This window comes from Psychrobacter sp. NC44, from assembly GCF_904846655.1.
Classification (GTDB): domain Bacteria; phylum Pseudomonadota; class Gammaproteobacteria; order Pseudomonadales; family Moraxellaceae; genus Psychrobacter.
Window position 1 is genome coordinate 18570 of record NZ_CAJHBN010000021.1, and the last position, 24627, is coordinate 43196.

Genomic DNA, 24627 nt, shown 5'->3' on the forward strand with positions numbered 1-24627 from the left:
AAAATTATTCGCTTAGGTCAAGGTGAGTTGACGGGTATCATAAATAATAAACATTGCTAATAATTTATTCATAGTCCTGATTAAAAGTAACGGATAGCTCGAGAGCAGCTTCTCGCATAATAGGTACATATTCTAATAGCTCATCCAAAGTTTTTCTTACAGTTGGACCATGGGTGAATACTGTAGCAAACGTTTTATTTTCATCATTAGGAATGAGTACAGCACAAGCAACCATGCCTGGAATAAACTCTTCGTTGTCTATCCCTACTCTAGTATCCCGTGTCTTAGAAATAGTCTGCATCAATTGCTTTTTATCTGTTTGCGTATTGGTAGTTAATGCATGTATCGATATTTTATTAATGATACGTTCGCATTTTGCATTGGATAGTTGTGATAAGAATAACTTCCCACTTGCACTTGCCCAAATCGGTACATGAGTTCCTACTGGCAGATATATTTGAAGTGGCCAATCAGATAAAACGCGATCTACATAAACTACATCTAGGTCTTTCATAATTGCAATGCCTACGGTTTCTCCTATTTGTGCTGAAAGCTGCTGTAATATTGCAAGTCTTTCAATTTTAAAATGATTATTCTGTAATAGGTCCATAGCTAACTTATAGGTTCTTTTCCCAGAGGTCACCTTCCCAGGCAAGTCCAATTGTACAAACCCGATATTTTGTAGCTGATCTAATAACCTGTACATACTAGGTATAGGTACATCCAATGTATCTGCTAAGTCGCTAACGCTCATTGGTCTTTGCGATCTCGCCAGAATTTCCACAATCTGCAAAACCCGCTCAACACTTGAGCCCTTCTTTTTAGTATTACTCATATCTTTGTCACTCCCTAACCATATGACTTCTAATGTTTCTAATCATTATAACGATAATATTTAATGATTTAAGACTTGTCATTATAAAAATATTCTGTTATTTTCACATAACGATATAAATTTTATCGTTATATGAAAATAATAAAATGGATTTTATGTATATATAGCACAGGGAGTGCATATGATAAGTTTATTGCCCATTTTGATGTCGTTAGGGTTATTAATGTATTTGGCCTACCGTGGTCATAGCGTGATTTTGTTAGCGCCTTTGCTAGCAATGCTTGCTGTGCTTTTAAGTGGTGAGGCTAATACGATGCTAGGCGTCTATACGCAAGTATTTATGAAAGGTCTGGGTGGATACATCATCAGCTTCTTCCCGCTTTTTCTACTAGGCGCTATATTTGGTAAGTTGATGGATGATTCAGGTTCCGCACTTAGCATCTCAGAGTCACTCGTCACTAAACTCGGTAAGAAGCAAGCTGTTTTATCTATCGTCATGGCCTGTGCGATTTTAACGTACGGCGGTGTGTCATTGTTTGTAGTGGGCTTTGCTGTATACCCAATCGCTGCTGCTTTATTTCGCGAATTGAACATCCCTAAAAGACTTATTCCTGGTGCTATCGCCTTGGGTGCTTTGACCTTCACGATGACCGCTTTACCAGGGACACCGGCAATTCAAAATGCCATTCCTATGCCATTTTTCAAAACAGATTCTTTTGCTGCCCCTGGTCTTGGTGCTATTGGTGGCTTGATCATGTTAGTAGGCGGAATGATTTGGCTTAATTATCGTACTAAAACAGCTCTAAATGCAGGAGAGGGTTATGGTCAACATCATCATGATAAGTTAGCGGTAGTCGATCATAGCGCCAAGCCTTCATTACTTGTAGCGTTATTACCAATCATCTTAGTCATATTGATTAATTTCATTTGCACAAAATGGCTATTACCTAGTATGGATAACAGCTATCTAGCAACTGAAGAGTTTGGCGCTGTTCCTCTATCTAAAGTTCTTGGTATTTGGGCTATTGTTATAGCTTTGGTAGTGTCTTGCGGAGCGATGATTCTGCTCAATTGGAAGCGTTGGAAGGACCTAAAAGAATCGCTCAGTGAGGGTGCGCTAGGGTCATTGCTACCAATTTTTAACACGGCATCTGAAGTTGGATATGGATCGGTTATCGCTACTTTAACCGGGTTTATCATCGTAAAAGAATTCTTATTAGGTTTGTCTCCGGAGAACCCTCTAATTTCAGAGGCTGTTTTCGTAAACGTTATGGCGGGTATTACTGGCTCAGCGTCTGGTGGACTAAGTATTGCTCTCAATACCATGGGGGACAACTATCTTCAGTTAGCTTCTCAATTTGGTATTAATCCTGAGTTAATGCATCGTGTAGCTTCTATAGCATCAGGTGGTTTAGATGCTCTTCCGCACAATGGTGCAGTTATAACTCTACTCGTAATTTGTCAGCTCACTCATAGAGAGTCTTATAAAGATATCTTTGTGGTAGCTGTTGCGGTACCTGTGCTTGCACTCATAGCAGTCATTACCTTAGGTACATTAATAGGCTCGTTTTAGCACAGTATTAAACACATAGTGATCAACACAAGGATAGGTAAATATGTCACATAGTATTCTTCTACCAAGAATCATGGAGGTAGGCCGCGATGCATGTCAAAAGCTGCCGACGATATTAGATAGCTTAGGTATCAAAAAGCCTCTCATCATTACGGATGAGATGATGGTTAAACTGGGTTATGTGGATAAACTACAAACCATTTTAAAAGAGGTTCAGATTACAGCTGATGTATTCTCAGATACTATGCCTGAGCCTACTGAAAGCTCTATTGAGTCAGGGGTGCAGCAGGTACGGCACCAAGAATATGATGGTTTGATTGCCTTAGGTGGCGGGAGTCCTATAGATAGCGCAAAAGCAATTTCAATTTTAGGGAAATTTGGTGGCGTCATTAATGACTATAAATTTCCTCGTCAAGTAAATGAAGCAGGTTTACCTATTATTGCGATACCTACTACAGCCGGAACAGGGTCAGAGGTTACTCGATTTACTATTATTACTGATGAAACAAATAACGAAAAGTTGTTATGCGTTGGTATGGGATTTATGCCTATAGCCGCCATTATTGATTATAGCCTTACTATGAGTGTGCCTCCTCGAACCACTGCTGATACTGGCATTGATGCAATGACTCACGCTATAGAGGCTTATGTCAGTCAAAAACGTAACGCTTATAGTGATCAACAGGCTTTAGCTGCATTACGTTTGATTGGGCCCAATCTACAAAAGGCCTATCATAATGGCGAAGATGAGGATGCTCGTGAAGCCATGATGTTAGGTTCTACGTTAGCTGGTATTGCATTCTGTAATTCATCGGTGGCTTTGGTGCATGGAATGAGCAGACCGATTGGCGCTTTTTTTCACGTACCGCATGGTTTATCAAATGCGATGCTATTGCCAACTATTACTGAATTTGGCATATCAGGCACTCCAGAACGATATGCAGATTGTGCACGAGCATTAGGAGTGGCGAGCTTTGATGATACTGATAATCAAGCGAATATAAATTTGATTACGTATCTGAAAAATCTCAATATCGAGCTCAAAGTGCCTACATTGGAACAATTTGGGATTCAAAAAATTGATTTTGATGCGCTAATAAATACCATGTGTGAACAAGCATTTTCCTCTGGTTCACCTAACAACAACCCCCGAATACCGAGTTTGGAAGAAATGGTTCAACTTTATACATTGTTATGGGCAGAAAGTAGCTCAGATGATGTTTCGACAAGCTAATAAAACTAAAGCTTACTTTTAATCTACGTATAAACTAAATGCTATAAAAGGAATATATATTATGCAAACTATCGGACATTTTATTAATGGTCAGGAAATTAATGAAGCGAGCCAAACACAACCTATTTATAACCCTTCTACTGGTGAAGTAAGTAAACAGGTTGCTTTAGGTAGTTCTAAAACTATTGATGAAGCGGTTATCGCTGCAAAAGCGGCCTTTCCAGCATGGCGTAAAACGCCACCGATGAAACGCGCTAGAGTCATGTTCAAATTCAAAGAGCTATTAGAAAAAAATGCTGATGAAATTTGCAGGCTAATTGGCGAAGAGCATGGAAAAATTTCGCATGATGCCGCCGGTGAATTACAACGCGGTATCGAAAACGTTGAATATGCTTGTGGTGCACCAGAGTTATTAAAAGGCGAACATAGTCGTAATGCGGGTCCAGATATTGATTCTTGGAGTGAGTTTCATCCACTAGGAGTAGTGGCTGGCATCACCCCATTTAATTTTCCTGTTATGGTTCCTCTTTGGATGTTTCCTATGGCTATCGTCTGTGGAAACACCTTTATTCTAAAGCCATCTGAACGTGATCCAAGTGCATCGCTGTTTATCGCAAAACTTTTAAAAGAGGCGGGTTTACCTGATGGTGTTCTTAACGTCGTTAACGGAGGTAAAGAGGCGGTTGATGCTCTATTACATCATTCAGATATTGAAGCTATAAGTTTTGTAGGATCTACTCCAATTGCTGAGTATATCTACACTACAGCAACAGCCCAAGGTAAAAGATGTCAAGCTCTAGGCGGGGCAAAAAATCATGCAATCGTCATGCCTGATGCGGACCTAGATAATGTGGTCACTTCTCTATTAGGGGCTGCATTTGGCTCGTCAGGCGAACGTTGTATGGCTTTATCTGTTGCGGTAGCAGTAGGTGATGATATTGCTGATAAAATGGTTGAAGCATTGCAGCCGGCAATACAGCAACTAAAACTAGGTGCTTATTCGGACAAAGAAAATGATTTTGGCCCTGTCATTACTCAGGCTCATAAAACTAAAATTTTGGAGCATATCAAAAGTGCTGCAAACCAAGGAGCAAAAGTAATCATTGATGGTTCTAATGCGGCACCAGCAGGTCATGAGAAAGGGTTTTTCGTTGGTCCTACTCTGATAGACAATGTGACAAAAGAGATGGACAGTTATGATGCAGAAATTTTTGGTCCAGTACTTCAAATTATGCGTGTTCAGACAATGGAAGAAGCTATAGAGCTTATAAATGAACATGAGTATGGTAATGGAACGTGTATTTATACCAGAGATGGAGAAGCGGCTCGCTATTTCGTTGATAATATCCAAGTCGGCATGGTTGGGGTAAATATCCCATTACCAGTGCCAGTAGCATCACAAAGCTTTGGAGGTTGGAAGCGCTCATTGTTCGGAGATCTATTTATGTATGGTCCAGACGGTGTAAGATTTTTTACTCGCCGAAAAACTGTTACTCAGCGTTGGCCTAGTGCAGCAATACGAGAAGAGAAGCAGTTTTCTATGCCAACATAAAGCTCGTCTATATTAATCTCAGTTCGAAAGTCCACTAATACAAGTTTAAATAGAAACAGGACCTCTTACATGGGCGAAATATAAAGTACAAGCGCTTAAGCCTCTAGATAATATTCTAATCAACCACCGCTCTTTAATTGAGACGGTGGTTTTCAAGTTGAAAAATATGCAAGACTAAAATCTTTACAGATTGTGCTGTTACAGTACCCACTGCTAATCTGATATCAGGCTTGATTGCTTATTACTAGTATTCTTTTAAATATACTCTTAAAAACATACCTGCATAAACATATCTGAAGAATTCTCATTTAATAATTTGCTTATGGTGCCATTACACTAATAAGAATTGACAAATCAAAATTACTACGTTAAAAGTATACATAACGATAATCATCTTATCGTTATGTATACTTTTTTATCTACGTCCTTTAATAAGCAATGTAGAAAATATTGCTGTAAACAGTATGGATACTGGGACAAAAACAAGAGGGAACGAGCATGATTTATGCAGCACCAGGACACGCAAATAGCTTACTTAGTATTAAGCCACGCTACGGCAACTACATCGGTGGCAAATTCGTCGAACCTATAGGAGGCGAATATTTCATTAACAATACTCCAATAAACAATGAACCCTGTGGTGAATTTCCACGTTCTCAACAAGCTGATGTGGACTTGGCCCTTGATGCGGCCCATGCCGCAGCAGAAGCATGGGGTAAAACCTCCGTCCAAGACCGTTCATTGGTCTTATTAAAAATAGCTGATCGAATCGAAGCCAATCTTGAATATCTAGCTGTAACTGAAACTTGGGACAATGGTAAACCGATTCGTGAAACTCTCGACGTTGACGTACCACTTTCAGCAGACCACTTCCGCTATTTTGCTGGCTGTATTCGCGCTCAAGAAGGTGGTGCATCTGAAATCAACGAAACTATGGCAGCTTACCACTTTCATGAACCACTCGGCGTGGTAGCACAGATTATTCCATGGAACTTTCCACTCTTGATGGCCGCATGGAAATTGGCACCTGCACTTGCAGCTGGTAATGCCATCGTACTTAAACCTGCCGAGCAAACTCCACTGTCGATGACCGTACTGTTGGAGTTGATTGGCGACCTCCTACCAGCGGGTGTACTCAACGTGGTACATGGTTTCGGTAACGAAGCTGGTGAAGCACTTGCTTCAAGTCGTCGCATTGCTAAAGTCGCCTTTACCGGCTCAACCCCAACTGGCATGCATATCATGAAACATGCTGCAGCCAATTTGATTCCAAGTACTATGGAGCTTGGCGGTAAATCGCCCAATATTTTCTTTGCCGATATTATGCAGGCCAATCCAAAATTCATCGACAAAGCTGTCGAAGGTTTGGTGATGGGCTTCTTTAACCAAGGTGAAGTCTGTACTTGCCCCTCGCGTGCATTGATACATGAATCTATTTACGAGCCTTTTATGGCCAAGGTCTTAGAAAAAGTCCGCAATATCCGTCAAGGTAATCCTCTGGATACAGAAACCATGCTGGGTGCGCAGGCCTCAGCACAACAGTTTAAGAAAGTATTGGACTACATCGAAATTGGTAAAAATGAAGGTGCAGAAGTCTTAATCGGTGGTGAAAGCCAAGTGCCATCAGACACACTAAAAGAAGGCTACTATTTACAACCCACCCTGCTCAAGGGTCATAACAAAATGCGCATCTTCCAAGAAGAAATCTTCGGCCCTGTTGTCGCAGTCACTACCTTTAAAGATGAAGATGAAGCCATTGCTATCGCTAATGATACTGAATATGGTCTTGCGGCAGGGGTATGGACCCGAGATATCAGTTTGGCCTATCGCATGGGTCGCGCTATAAAGGCTGGTAGAGTCTGGACAAACTGCTATGGTCTACATCCTGCGCATGCGGCCTTTGGTGGCTACAAAAATTCAGGTATCGGTCGTGAAACCCACAAGATGATGCTGGACCATTATCAACAAACCAAAAATCTCTTAGTCAGTTATGACGACAATTCAATGGGATTCTTCTAAGGTCTCCATATAGTCACCACCCCAATCTGATCCATATTTAAAAAGGATATTTACTTATGCGTTATTATGATTATTTAGTACCTAACGTCAATTTCTTTGGTCCAGGCTGTTTAGAAGTCGTAGGACAACGTTGCCAAATATTAGGTGGAAAACACGCTTTAATCGTCACCGACCAGTTTTTAGCCACGCTCAAAGATGGTGCTGTTGAAAAGACTATTGCCTACCTCGATGCAGTCGGTATCAGTAGCAGCGTGTTTTCTGGCGTTCAGGCAAACCCTAAAGATTCCGATGTAACATCCGGACTAGCATGCTACCAAGATAATCAATGCGACATGATCGTTACCGTAGGTGGGGGTTCACCACATGATTGTGGTAAGGCAATCGGTATCATGGCAACACATCCAGGCAAGATTGGCGACTATGCGGGCATTGATACACTGAGCCATCCACTTCCACCGATCGTTTCAGTAAACACCACGGCGGGTACTGCCAGTGAGGTCACACGCCACTGCGTGATTACCGACACCGAAACTCATTTAAAGTATGTCATCGTCAGTTGGCGTAACCTGCCTATGGTCTCAATCAACGATCCATTGTTGATGATTGGCAAACCACGCGCCTTAACGGCTGCAACTGGTATGGATGCCCTAACTCATGCTATTGAAGCCTATGTTTCAGTAGATGCCAATCCAGTTACCGATGCAGCTGCCATTCAAGCTATCAAACTGATTGCTAACAACCTACGCACTGCAGTCGCCAATGGTAGTGATCTTAAAGCCCGCGAAAATATGGCTTATGCTTCGCTATTGGCGGGTATGGCCTTTAATAATGGTAACTTAGGTTATGTGCACGCTATGGCACATCAACTCGGTGGTTTATATGACATGCCACATGGTGTTGCCAATGCGATATTACTACCGCATGTATGCCGTTATAATTTAATCGCCAATGTACAAAAATTTGCTGATATCGCAGAATTTCTCGGAGAAAATACAGTAGGTTGTTCAGCGATAGAAGCGGCTGAAAAAGCCATTAATGCCTTGTTTAGACTTTCTGCCGATGTCGCCATCCCTGGCCATCTCAGCGAATTAGGAGTCAAAGAGCAAGACTTTGAACTCATGGCAGATAATGCATTAAAAGATGGTAATGCCTTTAGTAATCCACGCAAGGGAACAAAAGAAGATATCGTATTAATTTTTAAAGATGCATATTGATGATGTATCAATAAATACTGTTGATATTTACTATTGGCAGTTTAAAGAATAACGAGAAAATAGATGAAGCTATCCTAGGTAATAAAAATTATTGAGGATAGCAATTCCTAATCTAATGCGGTTATCAAAATTAATCAAGAGAACAATACTGAGTACGAGTATCGATGCCTATAAACACGAATAGAAAATGCATAGTAAGTACATTACAAAGCACACTGCGTAATATTTCCTAGATTCAAATAAGAAGTGCAACGTTTTAAAAGAATGAGTTGAAGAGTAAGATGTGCCGTGTTGCATTTCAAACTTCAACTCCTACATATCAGAACGTTATGAAACACTATACACATCTTACCCAAGAGCAAAGATATCAAATATCAGCGCTATTGCAAGCTAAAAAAGGCATGAGTGAAATAGCTAGAATTATTGGCTGTCATAAATCAACGGTGAGTCGAGAGATAAGGCGAAACATGGGACAAAGGGGTTATCGCCCCAAACAAGCCCATCGATTGGCAAACGCGCGCAAAGTTGTGAATAGCTCACAGATCAGCCGCTTTGGCTGGTGCTATATTGATCATCTACTCAGCAAGCACTACTCACCTGAGCAAATCACAGGGCGACTGAGAATGCTGGGTTGGCAAGAGGTCCCAAGCCATGAATCGATATATCAACACATCTATACTGACAAAAAGGCAGGGGGTAACTTACATAGCGCCCTTAGATGTCAAAAGCGCTATAGGAAACGCCGTCTGCAAGGTTATGATAGGCGCGGAAAGATAGCGAACCGCTGTGATATCAATGACCGTCCCAGTATCATTGAAGCGCGCAGTCGTATGGGCGATTATGAAGGGGATACGGTGGTTGGTCGTGGACATCAAGGTGTGCTTGTCACTCTAGTGGATAGAACAACTCGAGAGACTAAGATCAAAGCGCTACCCAATCGCAAGGCAGTAGCCGTCACACAAGCTTGTATTGGCATGCTAAAAGGTGAACAGGCGTTAAGTATCACCTTTGATAACGGTAAAGAGTTTGCTGACCATGAAACGATGGCAACAGCGTTGAAGGCTGATATTTACTTTGCTCAGCCTTATCATTCTTGGGAGCGTGGAACGAATGAGAATACCAATGGGTTAATTCGTCAGTTTCTACCGAAGTCAATGCGTCTGGATAACCTATGCATGCACTTAGTTCAGTCGATTGAAGACAGTTTAAATAATCGACCTAGAAAGGTGCTAGGGTTTAGAACGCCTCTTGAGGTAAAATCTAGCTTCGGGTGCGTTGCACTTCAATGTTGAATCCAAGTTTCATAAAATTAAACAATTAACATCTTTAGCTTACAGCCAAATATTCGAGTCCTAACTAGAAAGTTGAATGTTCGCTAAGTACATTAAAACTACCTTATCCACTCAAACCATTGGTGCTACTAGCCTAAATATCTAAGGGTCCATTTTAAATAAGGATTAGTGGTCACGAAGGGTAGTATTTTCTAAAATATATCGAGACCATCCCGAATTCTGTGTAACTGCCATTTAGATTAAATGCTTACTGATACGATCATCAAACATAATCATAAAACGATTCAGAGCAGACGTCCAGTTACGGATGGGCATCGACCACCTTGACGATGCCTGCTGAGTTGCTAGGTAGACTACCTTGAATGCTGCCTGATCAGACGGGAACACCTTACGTTTATTCACCGCTGTCCGAATCACGCTGTTCAATGACTCGATGGCATTGGTGGTATAAATCACTTTTCTGATGTCTTTAGGATACTCGAAGAACACCGTGAGGCCCTCCCAGTTATTGCGCCAAGACTTGATGACATGCGGGTACTCTGTGCCCCAAGTCTCATTAAAGTGTTCAAGATTGGCCTCTGCTATCTCAAGCGTATCAGCGCCGTAGATGGCTTTTAAATCAGCCGCTATTGCCTTCTTATCTGTCCAAGGTACAAACTTCATCGAATAGCGCACCATATGCACGATACACAGCTGAACCTTGGCTTTGGGATAAACGGTATTGATGGCATCAGGGAAGCCTTTTAGGCCGTCTACACAGGCAATAAGAATATCTTGAACCCCGCGGTTTTGTAATTCAGTGAGAACGCCTAGCCAGAACTTAGCGCCTTCATTCTCTGATAACCACATACCAAGCAGCTCTTTTTTACCATCAAGAGCAACACCTAGCGCTAAGTAAATGGCTTTGTTGATAATCTGCTTATCTTGACGTACTTTGACGACAATGCAGTCTAGATAGACAATAGGATAAACACTGCTTAACGGCCGGTTCTGCCAAGCGGTGATGTCCTCTAAGATGTTGTCAGTGACTCTTGAGACAAGAGAGCTTGAGATGTCGACATCGTAGAGCTCTTTAATGCTCTCTACAATCTCGGTGGTGGTTTGACCCTTGGCGTATGAGCGAGGATCAGCAAGTGTCTGGGAGACACTTGCCCGAAGCGCAAGACGTAAGGCTATGCCTGTAGTGAAATATGATCTTGTCATCAAGGCCGCTAATACGGGTTTGATGCTTGCGCACGAGTGTAGGTTCAAAAGCGCCGTCTCGGTCTCTTGGGGTGGAGATCTCAAGATCGCCTGTATCACTGCGGACTGTCTTTTTAGTGTGCCCATTGCGCTTGTTTGGCTTGTCTGCTTTCTCATGCTTGGGATAGCCGAGATGATCTTCCATCTCAGCTTCTAGTGCAGTATCGATAAACGACTGCATGAGCTGCTTTTGGAAGTCTTTGATGTCATCGAAGCTGTTCATGCTACCAGCCATCTGCTGGGCCAGTTTCTTGATGTCAGATTGAGTAGTCATTGCTTATTCTCCTGTTAGTGGATTATAAGCAGTTACACACTTTTTAGGAAAGGCTCTCAAACTCAAAAGGCGATACATAGCCCAATGCACTGTGTATACGCTTTTTATTGAACCGATCTACCCAATTCAATGTCGCAAGTTGTACATTCGCTAAACCTTGCAAATCTGCTTTCAAATATTCAATCACCTCTGTTTTGTATAACCTATGCCCTGTTACAGCCAAAGCATTATCAAGGCCTAGTTATATATTTTTTCTTATGTTATCAAGCCAAGCTTGCATACTTGGTGTAAGCAAGCGATGACGGCGCCAAGCCATGACAAGCTCCCATTTTAACTGAGGTTGGGTTAGTGGCAAGCAGACTAATCCTGTTAAATCCAACTTTTGAGTATAATATTGAGGCAAAAGAGTCACGCCCATATCCTGTTTTACCATGTCAAGAAGCAAGTGCCACTGATTGGTTTGGCAAATAATATTAGGTTCAAAACCTAGTGATTGACAGTTTTCTATAATCATCGGAGTAAATGATGAATTGGAGGTAAATAAAATTAGGGGGGCATTTGATAGTGACTTAAGTGTTACCTTGGTTTTTTGCTTACCCATACGGTTTTTATTTGCTACGACCACCACTGGATAGCAACATATCGACAAGTAGTCAAAATCATCGTCAATCGGCTTCATCAATGTTGCCACATCAAGTTGCCCCTCTAGAAGGGCCTGCTTAAGTGACTCAGCACCATCTTCGATAAGTGAAGTTTCTATACTAGGATGCATTTGGTAAAAGTTAAAAATAGCTTTGCTTAGTATTTCACTGCCTAACGGTGAAATACCCAAACGCAATTTACCACCTATTAATTGCTGATAATCTACTACTGTTTGTTCAAGATTATCTGCCTTTTGTAAGATATCAACTGCTTGAATATAGAGGTGTTCGCCAATTTCCGTTAAATTAACTAGCCGCTTTTTTCTATGAGTCAAAGGCTTATCAAACAGAGCTACGCCTAAATATTCTTCAAGATTACTGATAGATTTGGTAACGGTGGGTTGGGTTAAATTGAGTTGAATACTGGCTTGAAGAAACCCACCTGTTTTTACAACTGTCACAAAGCAGCGTAATTGTTTCAAAGTTATCATGAATAATAAACCATGGTTAGGAAGGATAATGAAATTTATTATAGAAATTGGGAATAAAAATAAAAATATAATTCATAATTTATGACTATGATATTTTTATAATAAGTAGTCTCTAATCAACAAACAACAATTATTATGCGTAATCCTAATATTCGCTTATCCCTATCTTTTGTAGATGAAAAAAAACTTACACTTCAAAAGTTCTATCGCCAATCATGGCTTCATGTCCTTATGCAATGCGCTATTATCGCAGCTGTCTGGTATTGTGCTGAGATATTGGTTGAATTATTGCATTTACCCGTATCCTCAGGCGTCTTAGGAATGTTTTTAATGCTGATATTATTAATGAGTGGTGCTATTAAGGTTAACTGGGTCAGACTGGGTGCAAAATTTGTTTTGGGTGAATTAGTATTAATGTTTATCCCGCTTATGATGTCAATACTTCAATATAAGGCGCTGTTTGTCAGTAAAGGATGGCAATTAATGCTGACAATTATCTTGAGTACCGCGATGGTGATGTTAAGCTCAGCATTAACCTTTATCATGGGGCGCCGTTTGCAACGTAGATTGTATCGTCATCAGATTCATAAAGCCCAATTAAACCTAAAAAATGATAATAATGCGTGAGGATTTGCGATGAATACTTGGTCAATCCTTTGTCTCATTTGGACATTAGCTGCCTATTATATGGCTAGAGTAGTCTATGTGCGCTATCGAAAATCTTGGCTAAACCCTGCTATCACGGTTCCAGTAGTAACGCTTTCATTAATGATTATTTTTAATATCTCTTATGATACTTATTGGAAGGATACAGCTTGGATTGTGCAGCTACTTGCCCCCGCAACGGTTGCGTTTGCTATACCTATTTATGAGTATCGTCGTTTAATACGTCAACATGCTTTGGCTTTGACCGCTTCCATAACTGTCGGGATGGTGGTGGGGGTCTTAAGCATATATATATTCGCTGGTTTGTTTCATTTTGATAAGACCTTGACCTATAGCTTGATGGCCCGTTCAATATCGACACCATTTGCGTTAGACTTATCTGAAAAAATTCACGGATTTTCCTCTTTAGTCTCATTGTTTACTTTGATTACAGGGATGGTGGGAATGATTTTAGGGGATATGATCTTGACTTTTTTTCGTATTCGCTCCCATCTTGCAAATGGAATCGCATTTGGTAATGCATCACACGGTTTTGGTACAGCCCGGGCAAGTCAGCGCAATGAGGATGAGGGCGTTATAGCAAGTTTAACAATGATTTTAGCGGGATTGTTTATGGTATTCTTAGGTCCTTCATTAATACATGGCGTAATGTTATTCGGGCAAGTTTAAGCAAATATATATAGAGACCCTAATCTATATTAAGAATAGATATGATAACAGCCATTATCACTAACAGATAAACAATAAAAAAACGTATAAATTTCCGTTTTTATTCTAAAGTTAATTCGACTTTAACTAAATGTAATGAGCTTTATTTCTTTTAAACTTCAACCTATTAACTTATATTATTTGAATATCAGATAAAATGAATGACTATTTTTTGAGGATACGAGTGTTTATGAGTTATTGAATCGGGATTTTCTAAATCATCATTTTAAACCCCTTAACAAATCATTATTTTTCTTGTAACAACAAATAAGATAGAGGATTTCTTTACTCACACTGAGATTCTAACCATTTACATAGTTTAATAATATCATCCTTATTTTTCTTTAATTCCTTGTAAACGAAGTAAAATTTATCCCCTGTTAGTAGTTCATGCATTGGGATTTTAACGATATTTTGTTTATAGGCGTCATCCTGCATCATATAATTATTGGTAAGAGTAATGCCCAGGTTGTACCTTGCGGCTTCTATCGCTAGTAGCACATGACTAAAATGATTTATCTTTATATCGCTTGGCAATTCAAATCCGCCTGCCTTACACCACCGCAGCCAATCCTCTGCTGTATTCACGCTTGTATCTGCATATCTCACAGACAATATTGGATGCCGCCACAATGCGTCAGGAAGGGGTTTATCTCTTATTTTCTCCCAAAGCTTTTGACCACAAACAGGATATAAAGTTTCAGTAAATAAAAACTTACTGATGAAAGCATGTGGAGGAGGATCGACGGTGATATAACAATCGGCCCTTTGCTCATTATAATCAGAGGGATGATTAACCATATCTAAAGTAAGTTCTATTTCTGGATACTGTCTATAGAAGTCTTCTAGTCGAGGAATCAACCAATTCACTGCGACTGAACTGTACAGAGCTAAGCGTATATGCCCAGGTTTTCCATGTTTAATAATCTGACTACTATCTGAAAGTAGACCCAATGCGCCACACACATCTGTGAAATAACGCTCACCAACCTCTGTCAACGAAAAGGTCCGGCCTTGCCTGTAAAACATTGCTTCCCCAAGATACTCTTCAAGGATGCGTATTTGGTGACTCACGGCACTTTGTGTCACATTGAGGCTTTCTGCTGCTTTTGAAAAGCTGTTAAGTCGTGCAACGGATTCGAAGCATTGTATGGCACGCAATGGGGGCAAATCCATTATTACCTCAGCTAATACTAAGTATGGTTTATATCATTATACATCATAGCGTTACTTGCATATACTGCCTGACAGATCGTTAAATCAGCATGAACCCATTGGGGTTTTAACAGTTTCTGAATTTAGAGTAGGGCGAGGAGGCTAAGAATGCCAAAGATGAGTGTTGCATTTGCCATGACGCTATTGGTACTAGGAAATATCATTGCGGTCTTCTCAGACGCCTTGATAAAGGCCTTGCCCTCTGAGACGGCGGTATATCAATTTATCCTGTTTCGTCAATGCACAGCGGTTTTAATGCTGTTGCCGTTTTGCTTAATTAATAAAAAGAACAAGTTATTCAGTAATATAAAATGGCACTTTGTTCGTAGTCACGTGTGGTTATTGGGTGTGATATTCATGGTACTGTCTCTTCAAGCACTGCCTCTTGCGACTGCGAATGCTATTTTTTATGCCGCCCCTTTATTTGTATTACCACTGGGTTTTTTATTTTATAAAGACAGATTAAACTTTCCGACTATCGCAGCCTCTATATTAGGTTTTGCTGGTATCCTCGTTATCGTACAACCGAAACAGATCAATTTAGGGGCGGTGTTTGCCCTTATAGTGGCGGTAACCATGGCGCTAAACAATCTGTTAGTTCGTAAACTTCCACAACATCATACTGTCTATCAAACTCTACTTTTGACCAATTTATTAGGAATCCCATTTGCGCTTGGTTTGGCTATTTGGGAAGGACAGCCATTTGATTGGCGCTCATTGATTACGGCCGCCAGTTCAAATGTATTTATTTTGATTTATGCGGGTATATGCGTACAGGTGTACCGACACATTGAAGCATACAAAGTCTCTAGTGCGGAATACTCAGGTTTACTAGGGGCGGTGGTGGTTGGAATCATATGGTTTAACGAAGTACCAAATATGACTTTGTTAATAGGTTCTGCGCTGATTATCCTACCTTTGATATGGCTAGCTACTCTCGAATCTATGAGGCTTAGACAAAAAACTGGGTAGGATAATAGCTTTTAAAACCTAATCAAGCTGATGTGCCATAAATAATAAGAAATAATAAAAGTTATGAATCAGACTAAAATGTTATTTAACGTTTACATCGGTTCATGCTTGACGAAACTGTAGATTACTTGTTAGACACTATAATAAGTCGGTTGCATGATTAAAAACTTCCAAGTTGGTTCTTATGTATCTAATAGTATCGTGTCTATAAAAAAGACAAACTGTTATTTAAAATACCTCAACTATTCAGCTGTTAGCCCTGCTTTAACACCCGATAGACCGTAGCCACCCCAACACCAACCGCCTTAGCAATCTCCTCTTTCGTCATATTGTTTTGACTGGCTAATTCTTTAATACGATTGTGTTTCGTTGTATTAGGCTTCTTACCAGTGGGCTTATAACCACTGTTCGCCAACCCCTGCTTAATACGCTCTCTACGCTTATCGTTATCAAGCTTTGCCATCGTTGCTAATAAGTCGATCAGCATATGGTTAATCACTGTTAGGATCTCACCTGTCATGCCTTTACTTACCGTATGCGTAGTTGGTAGATCAGCCACCACCAATCGCAAGCCCTTGTCTTTGATGCGCTGCTTTAGAATTGCAAAATCATCTTGAGATAGCCTGCTTAATCTGTCCACGCTTTCAACCAGCAGAATATCGCCTTGATCAGCGTCCTTTAATAGCTTAGCTAATACTGGCCTATCGAGCTTTGTACCACTGAAATGCTCAACGTACTCAACAAGGTTATCGTTATAGCTTTGGCTAAAGCTAATCAAGTCAGACAAGGCTCTCTTAGCGTCTTGATCCTTAGTGCTGGCTCTCACATAAATACGAACGGTCATAACGCCACCTATATTATTTAGACTTATAAATTAATGTCCATTGATAATATCATGATATTAATATCATTTAATAATAGAAATAAGTCTAATGATAGATAGAGTATCGTTTAGAGGTTTTATTTTTTAGGTATAGTCTATTGATAGGTTATTGAGTCAGTGAGTCTGTACGAACAGGTTTGTACATTCAAGCCTTTAAACTTTATAATGCTTAATTAAATCATGAGGTAAAACGTGTTGTGATCACGGGCAATAAGAAATTACCTCACGAGAAAAGTATACAGTCCAATTAAGGTTATTGAATGAAACAATATCTAGATTTATGTCAACGTATAGTTGATGAAGGCGTGTGGGTCGAAAATGAACGGACTGGAAAGCGTTGCTTAACCGTTATTAATGCTGATTTAGAATACAACGTAGGCGCTAATGAGTTTCCTTTAGTGACTACTCGAAAAAGCTATTGGAAAACGGCTATAGCAGAGTTATTGGGGTATCTACGTGGTTATGATAGCGCAGCTCAGTTTCGAGCTATTGGATGCAATACATGGAGTGCCAATGCCAATGAAAATGAAGCTTGGTTAGCTAATCCTTATCGTAAAGGTGAGGATGATATGGGCCGAGTATATGGTGTACAGGGCCGCAGGTGGCGTAATTCAGTAGGAGAGGAGTTTGACCAGCTTCGTAAGATTTATGATAACTTACGGAATGGTATTGATGATCGAGGTGAAATCCTAACTTTCTATAATCCAGGTGAGTTTCATATGGGATGTTTGCGTCCTTGTATGCATACCCATACGTTTTCATTGTTAGGAGGAAAGCTATATCTAACTTCATCCCAACGTTCCTGTGATGTGCCATTAGGTCAAAATTTCAATCAAGTCCAGGTTTTTACTTTATTGGCTTTAATGGCTCAAATTACGGGGCATGAGGCTGGAAAAGCTTATCACAAGATTGTAAATGCACATATATATGAAGACCAATTAGAGTTAATGCGTGATGTGCAATTAAAACGCGAACCGTATCCAGCCCCTAAACTTCACATTAATCCTGAAATTAAGTCTCTCGAAGATATTGAGACATGGGTAACATTGGACGATTTTGAAGTGGAAGGGTACCAGTATCATGAGTCTATCGCGTATCCATTCTCAGTTTGATACAAATATAGATTAAAATTTTAGAAAGATGATAAATTCCTGTTAGGCATAGAGAGTTTCCCAAACTTTGTGTAACTGCTTATAATCCAATAACAGGAGAATAAGCAATGACTAAGCAAACTGACATCAAGAAACTGGCCGAGCAAATGGCTGGCAGTTACACAGTTTTTAGGAAAGGCTCTAGGCAAAAGTATTAATATATGTGATTTATGCTATAAGGTATATATTTGTTGGCTAAGCTCTTGCTAGCTCTTAAGTACAAGGAAATTAAGTTTATACTTTTATAACAAAGGTGGTCTCGATAGATTAGTGCATCAGCTGGTTCGGTGTTGCATCTTTTAAAGCTAACATTTGTCTCAGTTTTTTAATCTCCTGTCTAGCTTCTAATAACGACCTTTTATCTGTATCAGATTGTTTTTTATAATAATCTCGTGACTCTTTCATTTTTTGTAACCGTTTATCTGAGTGTTGAGCGACTCTTTTTATATCTTGATATTCATTAAACCAGTAGATAACCTCATTTTGTGCTTGAATCATCTTTGCTTCAAGCACATTCTTAACATCAGCGTTATCTATAGCTTTTTTTTCTTTACGCGATTTCTCTTCAGCTTTTCTGATATCTTTGAGCTGATTTAGCTTTTGGACAGGCCAACCACGGTTTGTAATAGTATTTCGATGAATACCAGTCATCTTCGAAAGTTGCGCTATAGTGGGTTTTAGTTTTTTATTATTTTGAAGATCTATTAGGGCAATATTTAGAGCAGAAGTTATTGCTTCATAGTCATCATTATTTTTTTGATCATAAGCTTCATTACTCATAGTTCGATTGCCTCACCAAGATTTTCCAATACCATTTTGGCCTCGTTCATTGCTGCTAGAATTTGCTCACGAGACTCCAAATATTCTGGTTTATTGAGGTTGTTCTTATTTAACATGTAAACTTCACGCCATTTAGGAGCATGCTTGGTAGTTACAACGGCTTGTTTGCATCGAGCAGGGTTACAACGTAGCGAACCAATACATGGTAGGCTTGAGTCATACTCTTCTGCTCTACCACCATAGCAAAGCCCTTGTCCCATATAGACCATGGCAACCCCTTGATCTACCATAGCCTCATAAATCTCATCCTCTGTGTATCCTTCAGCCATATATCCATTAAACGTCTTGATCAGACCTTTTTTATGCTCACTCGCTTTACCACCATAATATGTACCATTTGGATTATGGGCAGTTTTAATAGCATCTAATTCAGCTGCTCGGCGCAGTGATTTCGTATCACCTTTTCGGTTACCGTCTTTTGACAGCATCTCACCTATATCACCGTAGCCTAACGTAACTGACGAGGTAGCGCCAGTAGATGTGTACTTAGAGATGCTCTCTACAAAATGTTTCAATTGAAACGATATAAGAGGCAATCCAACTTCAGCCTTAAACAATTGATATGTTAATGTGTGTCTTAGCATGTAAGGATTAAACTTCAGTTCATCAGCAATGTTTTTGCCTAACAGTTGGCCTATAAAACTATTCATTTGATGTGTAATACCCTTACTAGCCATCGACTGAGGGGAGCTACCTGGTTTAACAGTATCTACATTAGAAATTAAGTAAGGTGAAACTTTAATTTTTGAAATATACGATGCTGCTAATATTGCATCTTTAACAATCGGTATAGCTACCCATCTATCGTCAAACAAGCCTGTACTAATTTCATCTTTATGTTTCTTGACAGTACTTTCAATAAGCCAAACGCCGTCATCTTGAACTAAGCACGAACAATCTTGAACTCTTATTTCTGATAGTTCAGATGGTCTCATACCTGTATACTGGCCTACTAAATATGTGCATGCATACGCTACGAGGTTAAAGTATTCTCTAAGATTATCTAACTTATAACCACGTTTTTTCAATGCTTTACGTAAAGTTAGTCCACCCATGACACTAGAGTCTTTTTTTAGCATCCAATCATGGGGTTCAATTATATTTGTAATGAAACTTGAGGGATAGCCTTTAGTTCCTAGTCTCATAGCAATATACCCATTTAGAATTTCATGAGTGACTTGTTCTTGCTTAGCCCATGACAAATAGTCGCTTGTATTGAAGCGCTCTAAAGAGTGGACATCAGATATTTTTTCTTTAGCTCCTATAGCACTTAAAAAGTCAACTATGATAAAGGAAGCTATTTTCGATAGAGATTCAAATACCAGATCTGGCAGTACTTGTTCTTTTTTCGAAGTATTAGTATTAGCAAGTCTCTTCCATTTCAGGCTATTTAACTCTACATAAGCAACAGGCTTTTCAAATACATACTTGACAGAAGCCGGGCTGCGTAGATATTTGAAAAATTTATCTAGCTCTACACCTTTTACGCGATCATAGTTTTCAGCAGCTTTGGAATACAGTTCGGGTGTTATATCGGAGAGTGTTCTGATTTTTTCCTGAACAAACTCATAGCCTAGCTCATGAGATGCCTGTTTAAATATTTCATTAATAAACGTTAATCCATTTTCAAAAATTGTAATTAAAGAGTTTGCTTTTAAGACTTTTTTTATTCGGCTTTTCCCCTTTTTTTCCTGAGGCTTGAAAATCGAATTGTTTAGCAGAGCCAACTCCAATATAACTTTAATTTCTGTTAAAACGAATATTGGGATCTCTGTATACTTTGAAAAATCAATGCGGAGCTTTGCTCCCTGGACATTTTGTGCAGCATTAGGATAGTCGTTATTAAAATTCCAACACATGTCAGAAAACTTTGATAATCTCGATACAGGTTTGTCCATAAGGTACATCACATACTCTATGTCATCTGTGTAATTATTTTGAAGGTGCTTCTTCTTTTGAACTGTAGCATGGTCTAGAGCATCTAAAACATATAAACGATGTTCTGCAAAACCTGTTAATACATTCAGCTTTTTTTCATAGTCCATTAGATTACTCCATCAACTAGTGTGGTCGTTTCAATGTATTCTGCTAAACGCCGTCCATTTTCTAATTCTTCTAAGGAAAAATTAGATAGTTCAGGTTCTGTAATACCTTTTATCAGTTCTAAATTCTCTGAAATAACATGCCCATAGGGTGTATCCATGACACGGGAGTGCTCTTTCAAAAGCGTATAGTCACGCTTCATTGCAAAAATTTCAGGCAGATTCTTAGCTGTAATAATGACATTGTCACAACCCAAACATTTGTTATATTGTGAGCATGGAGTACCAGGTATGTAGGATGAAAGATTTTTTACAAAGTCTGGTGGGTCAAAAATATTTCTGCATTCAGCTAGAGGAGTATGAAAGGTTGTTACCAACTCATCATTTTTTTTGGAATCTATATCTTCTGGCACTTTCTCAACTTTTTTATCCAGAGTCGATTGATGTATCTCTTCTAATTCATCATTTATCTTCATTCTACTCATGGAGTTAAAATCTAGAGAATCTATATAACCGAGAGTTGTTTGGAGTGAGGAGTGACCCAACATGAGTTGAATTTCACGTACAGTTACGCCATTTCTAAGCATCTCACTAACAAATGTTGGTCTAAACCGACTTATTGTAAGAGTTAGGGGATCTCCTGCATCATTTTTTAAATTATATTTCTTAACGAATCTAGATAAACTAGCTCCCAATGCTTTTGCATTTTTTTCTTTGTTTCCTAATAGTGGAGATACTCTGCCGTGCTTTTTTGTACTATTCGACTGATAGATGAACAACCTATCTTTAAAGGCATCATCTTCAATATCTTGTCGAAAACTACTCGTCAATTGGACTAATTCTTCAAAAATAATTTTTATAGACTTAGCTTGAGATGACGTAAGCCATGTCAGTTCTGCATTAAAAAGATCGAGGTGGTATTCTTTATGACCATCAGACCTTTCTTTCCAATATCTAAGACAAGGCCGCGATGTTGCCGGATGGGAATCTACATAATCGTTTATATCAAGAGAAAGTAAAGGATTTGCATTTAAACCAGTAATTTGAGCAAGCCTTAAAACGTAAGGCGTTAGTGTATCCATATTTATCATTGGGGTAATGCCCCAGTCGTTGTATACCTCTATCAAACCCTTATCTGAATCATTAATAATTCTTAAGAAAGACTTCTCAATAGGTGATTTAGCTGTATTGTAATGAACTGGCTTACACATTAAGCGGTTTTCAAAGAGCCATCGCGCATTCTCTAGTGTCGAAAGGCCTCTAATGACTGAACCCTTTTCGTCCAAAGGATTGCTGCCTAAACCCGTTTTCTTATAAGGTTTGAGGGCTTTTCTAGATTCGCTCAATCCTTTTTCAATAGCCTCTAATATTCGAAGCCGCTCGTTCATTGTAAATGGCTTTTTAACATCTGTTTCTCTAGTTGTAGCAAATCCATTTATATTGAAAAAGCTATATTCTATATCGCGTACTTGAGTCAGCCGATTCAATGTTATACGGACTGAACTCAAAACTGTATTTGCATGATGACTTGATATTTCTTTATTTATTACCTTGCCCTCTAAATATTTCCGATATCTAGATAATAGGTGTTCATCAAAAGTTGTTACGATTCTAAAGGGTTTATTTCCATACAGTTTGGATAAGAACTCTATAAATAAACTACTCGCAATTCTATAATTACTCTTGCCTGATTCTGAAGAGACAGTTTTACTACTACAAGCAAACAGTTGCTCAACCTGAATAAACGGTTCTAATTTTGAAGGAAGGAAGAAGTCATCAGCTGCATTTAACTCTCTTGCTGCGAGTCTATGAAAACGCTCTATCTGACTTTCACTATGATTTCTTCTATTGACATTCGCTTCGCTTGTTCTTTCAGCAACGCTTTTATAATTCGCATCAATAATTCCAATTTTTTCTAAGTCTTTGTGAATAAATTCCCAAGCATCTTTAACAACATTAAATTCTAAGGATCCTTTTTTTATAGGTAGTTGTTCTGGAGACATTTTTCCTATCGAAATTTTGTTGCCGAAAATAGGTAAAGTGTGCTTTTTTTCTACAGTTAGCTTTCTGTACCAATTCAAAAGTTTTCTAGTGTTTTCGATGCCAGCCGCTTCGTAGCTTTCACTTGGTATTACTAGAATACCTTCTTCGATCATCCTTTCAATTAAAGGAGTAGTAAGACCCCTATATTTTTGTGCAACAGAGTATGAGACACCTACAGCACTCTGAATATGCTTAACAGCTACACTGAAGCCTAAAGTATTATCCGCTTTACTAATTGGTATTTCCCATAGTGATTCTTTATCTCCAGCTGTTTTCGATACCCATTCTATAACAGCTGCTTCGGCGTCTTTAATCGGTTGTTTTTCTTCAACGTTCTTAAAGTCTGTACCTAAAGTTCCTGGCTCAGGAAAATCCTCATGAATCTCATCAATGGTTATTCCAATGTTTTTCATTTGATGTCCTTAATGCCAATTCTTAACTGTGTCTGTTCAGATAAGCGCTTCATTTTCTCAGCTTTGGTTAATGTATCACCATTCTCGTCACACATGCTCTTGTAGATATCTTGAGGGATATTAGTGTATATCTGTGTAGTACTAAGATGGTTGTGGCCTAAGCATTTCTGCACAATAGCAAGCCGATCTACATAGTTAGGCCCTAAATCCTTTGACTGTAGTATTGAATAAGCGCTGCCATGCCGTAGCTTGTGGGGAGAAATCAGTCGATTGAGTCGACCGTGTTTGATTGCGCGTTTACTTATACGTTCAAATAGCTTACTGATTGAATTTGGGGTGTAAGGAGTGCCTTCAGCATTAAGGAATGCTGGTGTTTCAGACGGCTTTAAATATTTACGAGCGTATTTTTTATACAAGGGAGATGCATGGTATTTTTCCACACGTTTGATAGTTACTAAGCTAAGCAGAGTCCAGCGTGGCTTAATTTGATTACCACGGCCCTTACTTCCTTTAACTTTCAAAGATACATAGTCGGGATGAATAGGCAGGTCAGTATCGCGGGAAATATATTTTTCAGAATTAAGGCTAGTAATATCTTTAAAGTCTTGAAGAGTAACTCTAGGTAGTTCTGAACGACGTAAGCCAGAGTCGTATAAAAACTGGAGTAAAGCTCTTTCTCGTTCTGAATCAGTAAATTCAATCAATATGAAAAGGTCATCAAGTGTGCAAGAGCTAATCGGTGTGCGCTTTGGTGGTTTTGATAGCAAGCCATCGCTATATGGGTTATCTTGTCTAAGCTTATCACGGTCTTCTGTAGGGCTACAAAGGTATTCGATGAAGGCATGTATTGTCTCATCTCGACTTCTAACAGTAGATGAGTTCTTATGGTCTTCACGGATTAAAAATGTCAGGTATTCTTGAATTACGTATTTTGGAACTGTAATAAATACTTCATCAGATTCACTGTCATTGTAATCTGTACGACTACGAATATAACTTAAGAAGTAGCTTAGGTTTCTACCATAAGTAACTGCTGATTTATAAGAGATTATTTGATGTTTGGTTCGATACGACAAATACTCAGAAACAAGAGGAAGGATCTTGCCATCATCATCAAATACTCCAACACCATTCACTGTTACGGTTTTGTTCAATGATAAATTTGGAATCTCATTGAGTAAACAAGACTCAGATAAATCTAACTTTGTATCAGAACAAACTTTAACATCCATAATAATCACTATCTCAATACATAGACTAAATTATGTATTGCATTATATACGATCTATTACTCCGTATTGTGCATTATTGTTATGGGGGTATAATA

18 protein-coding genes and 2 pseudogenes are annotated in these 24627 nt (G+C 39.2%); 10 read left to right on the forward strand and 10 right to left on the reverse strand.

Annotated features, from left to right (window positions below; all coding sequences use genetic code 11):
• Positions 1-64: 64 nt before the first annotated feature.
• Entirely contained in the window at positions 65-835 is a 771-nt protein-coding gene (locus tag JMX95_RS12610; protein ID WP_174660670.1) for an IclR family transcriptional regulator, read from the reverse strand.
• A 181-nt stretch (positions 836-1016) separates the two neighbouring features.
• Between JMX95_RS12610 and JMX95_RS12615 the strand changes: the two genes are divergently transcribed.
• The 6 genes from JMX95_RS12615 (at position 1017) to JMX95_RS12640 (ending at position 9719) form a co-directional block, all read left to right on the forward strand.
• Positions 1017-2408, forward strand: coding sequence for a GntP family permease (locus JMX95_RS12615; RefSeq protein ID WP_201560990.1), 1392 nt, complete (start codon positions 1017-1019; stop codon positions 2406-2408).
• 43 nt (positions 2409-2451) lie between these two features.
• Positions 2452-3642: an iron-containing alcohol dehydrogenase gene (locus JMX95_RS12620; protein ID WP_201560991.1), complete on the forward strand. Its 1191-nt coding sequence runs from the start codon at positions 2452-2454 to the stop codon at positions 3640-3642.
• Positions 3643-3703: 61 nt separating this feature from the next.
• Entirely contained in the window at positions 3704-5194 is a 1491-nt protein-coding gene (locus tag JMX95_RS12625; protein WP_201560992.1) for a CoA-acylating methylmalonate-semialdehyde dehydrogenase, read from the forward strand.
• A 498-nt stretch (positions 5195-5692) separates the two neighbouring features.
• Positions 5693-7213, forward strand: coding sequence for an aldehyde dehydrogenase family protein (locus JMX95_RS12630; RefSeq protein ID WP_201560993.1), 1521 nt, complete (start codon positions 5693-5695; stop codon positions 7211-7213).
• 56 nt (positions 7214-7269) lie between these two features.
• Positions 7270-8427: an iron-containing alcohol dehydrogenase gene (locus JMX95_RS12635; RefSeq protein WP_201560994.1), complete on the forward strand. Its 1158-nt coding sequence runs from the start codon at positions 7270-7272 to the stop codon at positions 8425-8427.
• Between the two features lie 329 nt (positions 8428-8756).
• The gene (locus JMX95_RS12640) at positions 8757-9719 is read left to right on the forward strand and encodes an IS30 family transposase (protein WP_201560995.1); all 963 of its coding nucleotides are present in this window, start codon (positions 8757-8759) and stop codon (positions 9717-9719) included.
• A gap of 234 nt (positions 9720-9953) precedes the next feature.
• Here the strand turns inward: JMX95_RS12640 and JMX95_RS12645 are convergent.
• From JMX95_RS12645 to JMX95_RS12655, 3 genes and pseudogenes are all read right to left on the reverse strand, one after another.
• Positions 9954-11235, reverse strand: a pseudogene (locus JMX95_RS12645) (IS256 family transposase).
• A 43-nt stretch (positions 11236-11278) separates the two neighbouring features.
• Positions 11279-11467: pseudogene (locus JMX95_RS12650) on the reverse strand (integrase core domain-containing protein); the annotation flags it as partial.
• Between the two features lie 9 nt (positions 11468-11476).
• Positions 11477-12367, reverse strand: coding sequence for a LysR family transcriptional regulator (locus JMX95_RS12655; RefSeq protein ID WP_068406606.1), 891 nt, complete (start codon positions 12365-12367; stop codon positions 11477-11479).
• A gap of 135 nt (positions 12368-12502) precedes the next feature.
• Between JMX95_RS12655 and JMX95_RS12660 the strand changes: the two genes are divergently transcribed.
• On the forward strand, positions 12503-12994 hold the full coding sequence (locus JMX95_RS12660) for a CidA/LrgA family protein (protein ID WP_095570631.1): 492 nt from the start codon (positions 12503-12505) through the stop codon (positions 12992-12994).
• A gap of 9 nt (positions 12995-13003) precedes the next feature.
• Positions 13004-13702 carry an LrgB family protein gene (locus JMX95_RS12665; protein WP_201560996.1) on the forward strand — a complete coding sequence of 233 codons (699 nt, stop codon included), beginning with the start codon at positions 13004-13006 and terminating at the stop codon, positions 13700-13702.
• Between the two features lie 324 nt (positions 13703-14026).
• Here the strand turns inward: JMX95_RS12665 and JMX95_RS12670 are convergent, their stop codons facing one another.
• Complete coding sequence (locus tag JMX95_RS12670) at positions 14027-14917, reverse strand: LysR substrate-binding domain-containing protein (protein ID WP_201560997.1); 891 nt, start codon at positions 14915-14917, stop codon at positions 14027-14029.
• 147 nt (positions 14918-15064) lie between these two features.
• Between JMX95_RS12670 and JMX95_RS12675 the strand changes: the two genes are divergently transcribed.
• On the forward strand, positions 15065-15928 hold the full coding sequence (locus tag JMX95_RS12675; RefSeq protein WP_095568368.1) for a DMT family transporter: 864 nt from the start codon (positions 15065-15067) through the stop codon (positions 15926-15928).
• Positions 15929-16181: 253 nt separating this feature from the next.
• Here JMX95_RS12675 and JMX95_RS12680 read toward each other — a convergent pair whose 3' ends face one another.
• A complete protein-coding gene (locus tag JMX95_RS12680; protein ID WP_068406590.1) occupies positions 16182-16772 on the reverse strand; it encodes a recombinase family protein in 591 nt (196 codons plus the stop codon).
• A 299-nt stretch (positions 16773-17071) separates the two neighbouring features.
• On the opposite strand from JMX95_RS12680, the gene JMX95_RS12685 reads away from it, so the two are divergent.
• A complete protein-coding gene (locus JMX95_RS12685) occupies positions 17072-17923 on the forward strand; it encodes a thymidylate synthase (protein WP_102077603.1) in 852 nt (283 codons plus the stop codon).
• Positions 17924-18229: 306 nt separating this feature from the next.
• Here the strand turns inward: JMX95_RS12685 and JMX95_RS12690 are convergent, their stop codons facing one another.
• The 4 genes from JMX95_RS12690 to JMX95_RS12705 are packed head-to-tail and all read right to left on the reverse strand — an operon-like array spanning position 18230 to position 24532.
• On the reverse strand, positions 18230-18742 hold the full coding sequence (locus JMX95_RS12690; protein WP_102077602.1) for a hypothetical protein: 513 nt from the start codon (positions 18740-18742) through the stop codon (positions 18230-18232).
• Complete coding sequence (locus JMX95_RS12695; RefSeq protein ID WP_201560998.1) at positions 18739-20847, reverse strand: site-specific integrase; 2109 nt, start codon at positions 20845-20847, stop codon at positions 18739-18741. The genes JMX95_RS12690 and JMX95_RS12695 overlap by 4 nt, the downstream gene beginning before the upstream one ends.
• Positions 20847-23300: a tyrosine-type recombinase/integrase gene (locus tag JMX95_RS12700; protein ID WP_201560999.1), complete on the reverse strand. Its 2454-nt coding sequence runs from the start codon at positions 23298-23300 to the stop codon at positions 20847-20849. Before JMX95_RS12700 ends, JMX95_RS12695 begins: the two co-directional genes overlap by 1 nt.
• Entirely contained in the window at positions 23297-24532 is a 1236-nt protein-coding gene (locus JMX95_RS12705) for a tyrosine-type recombinase/integrase (protein WP_201561000.1), read from the reverse strand. The genes JMX95_RS12700 and JMX95_RS12705 overlap by 4 nt, the downstream gene beginning before the upstream one ends.
• Positions 24533-24627: the final 95 nt, after the last annotated feature.

Excerpts from the sequence above, each read along its gene's own strand:
- JMX95_RS12610 (WP_174660670.1), bottom strand. The coding sequence starts at position 835 with ATGAGTAATACTAAAAAGAAGGGCTCAAGTGTTGAGCGGGTTTTGCAG.
- JMX95_RS12615 (WP_201560990.1), top strand. The coding sequence starts at position 1,017 with ATGATAAGTTTATTGCCCATTTTGATGTCGTTAGGGTTATTAATGTAT.
- JMX95_RS12620 (WP_201560991.1), top strand. The coding sequence starts at position 2,452 with ATGTCACATAGTATTCTTCTACCAAGAATCATGGAGGTAGGCCGCGAT.
- JMX95_RS12625 (WP_201560992.1), top strand. The coding sequence starts at position 3,704 with ATGCAAACTATCGGACATTTTATTAATGGTCAGGAAATTAATGAAGCG.
- JMX95_RS12630 (WP_201560993.1), top strand. The coding sequence starts at position 5,693 with ATGATTTATGCAGCACCAGGACACGCAAATAGCTTACTTAGTATTAAG.
- JMX95_RS12635 (WP_201560994.1), top strand. The coding sequence starts at position 7,270 with ATGCGTTATTATGATTATTTAGTACCTAACGTCAATTTCTTTGGTCCA.
- JMX95_RS12640 (WP_201560995.1), top strand. The coding sequence starts at position 8,757 with ATGAAACACTATACACATCTTACCCAAGAGCAAAGATATCAAATATCA.
- JMX95_RS12655 (WP_068406606.1), bottom strand. The coding sequence starts at position 12,367 with ATGATAACTTTGAAACAATTACGCTGCTTTGTGACAGTTGTAAAAACA.
- JMX95_RS12660 (WP_095570631.1), top strand. The coding sequence starts at position 12,503 with ATGCGTAATCCTAATATTCGCTTATCCCTATCTTTTGTAGATGAAAAA.
- JMX95_RS12665 (WP_201560996.1), top strand. The coding sequence starts at position 13,004 with ATGAATACTTGGTCAATCCTTTGTCTCATTTGGACATTAGCTGCCTAT.
- JMX95_RS12670 (WP_201560997.1), bottom strand. The coding sequence starts at position 14,917 with ATGGATTTGCCCCCATTGCGTGCCATACAATGCTTCGAATCCGTTGCA.
- JMX95_RS12675 (WP_095568368.1), top strand. The coding sequence starts at position 15,065 with ATGCCAAAGATGAGTGTTGCATTTGCCATGACGCTATTGGTACTAGGA.
- JMX95_RS12680 (WP_068406590.1), bottom strand. The coding sequence starts at position 16,772 with ATGACCGTTCGTATTTATGTGAGAGCCAGCACTAAGGATCAAGACGCT.
- JMX95_RS12685 (WP_102077603.1), top strand. The coding sequence starts at position 17,072 with ATGAAACAATATCTAGATTTATGTCAACGTATAGTTGATGAAGGCGTG.
- JMX95_RS12690 (WP_102077602.1), bottom strand. The coding sequence starts at position 18,742 with ATGAGTAATGAAGCTTATGATCAAAAAAATAATGATGACTATGAAGCA.
- JMX95_RS12695 (WP_201560998.1), bottom strand. The coding sequence starts at position 20,847 with ATGGACTATGAAAAAAAGCTGAATGTATTAACAGGTTTTGCAGAACAT.
- JMX95_RS12700 (WP_201560999.1), bottom strand. The coding sequence starts at position 23,300 with ATGAAAAACATTGGAATAACCATTGATGAGATTCATGAGGATTTTCCT.
- JMX95_RS12705 (WP_201561000.1), bottom strand. The coding sequence starts at position 24,532 with ATGGATGTTAAAGTTTGTTCTGATACAAAGTTAGATTTATCTGAGTCT.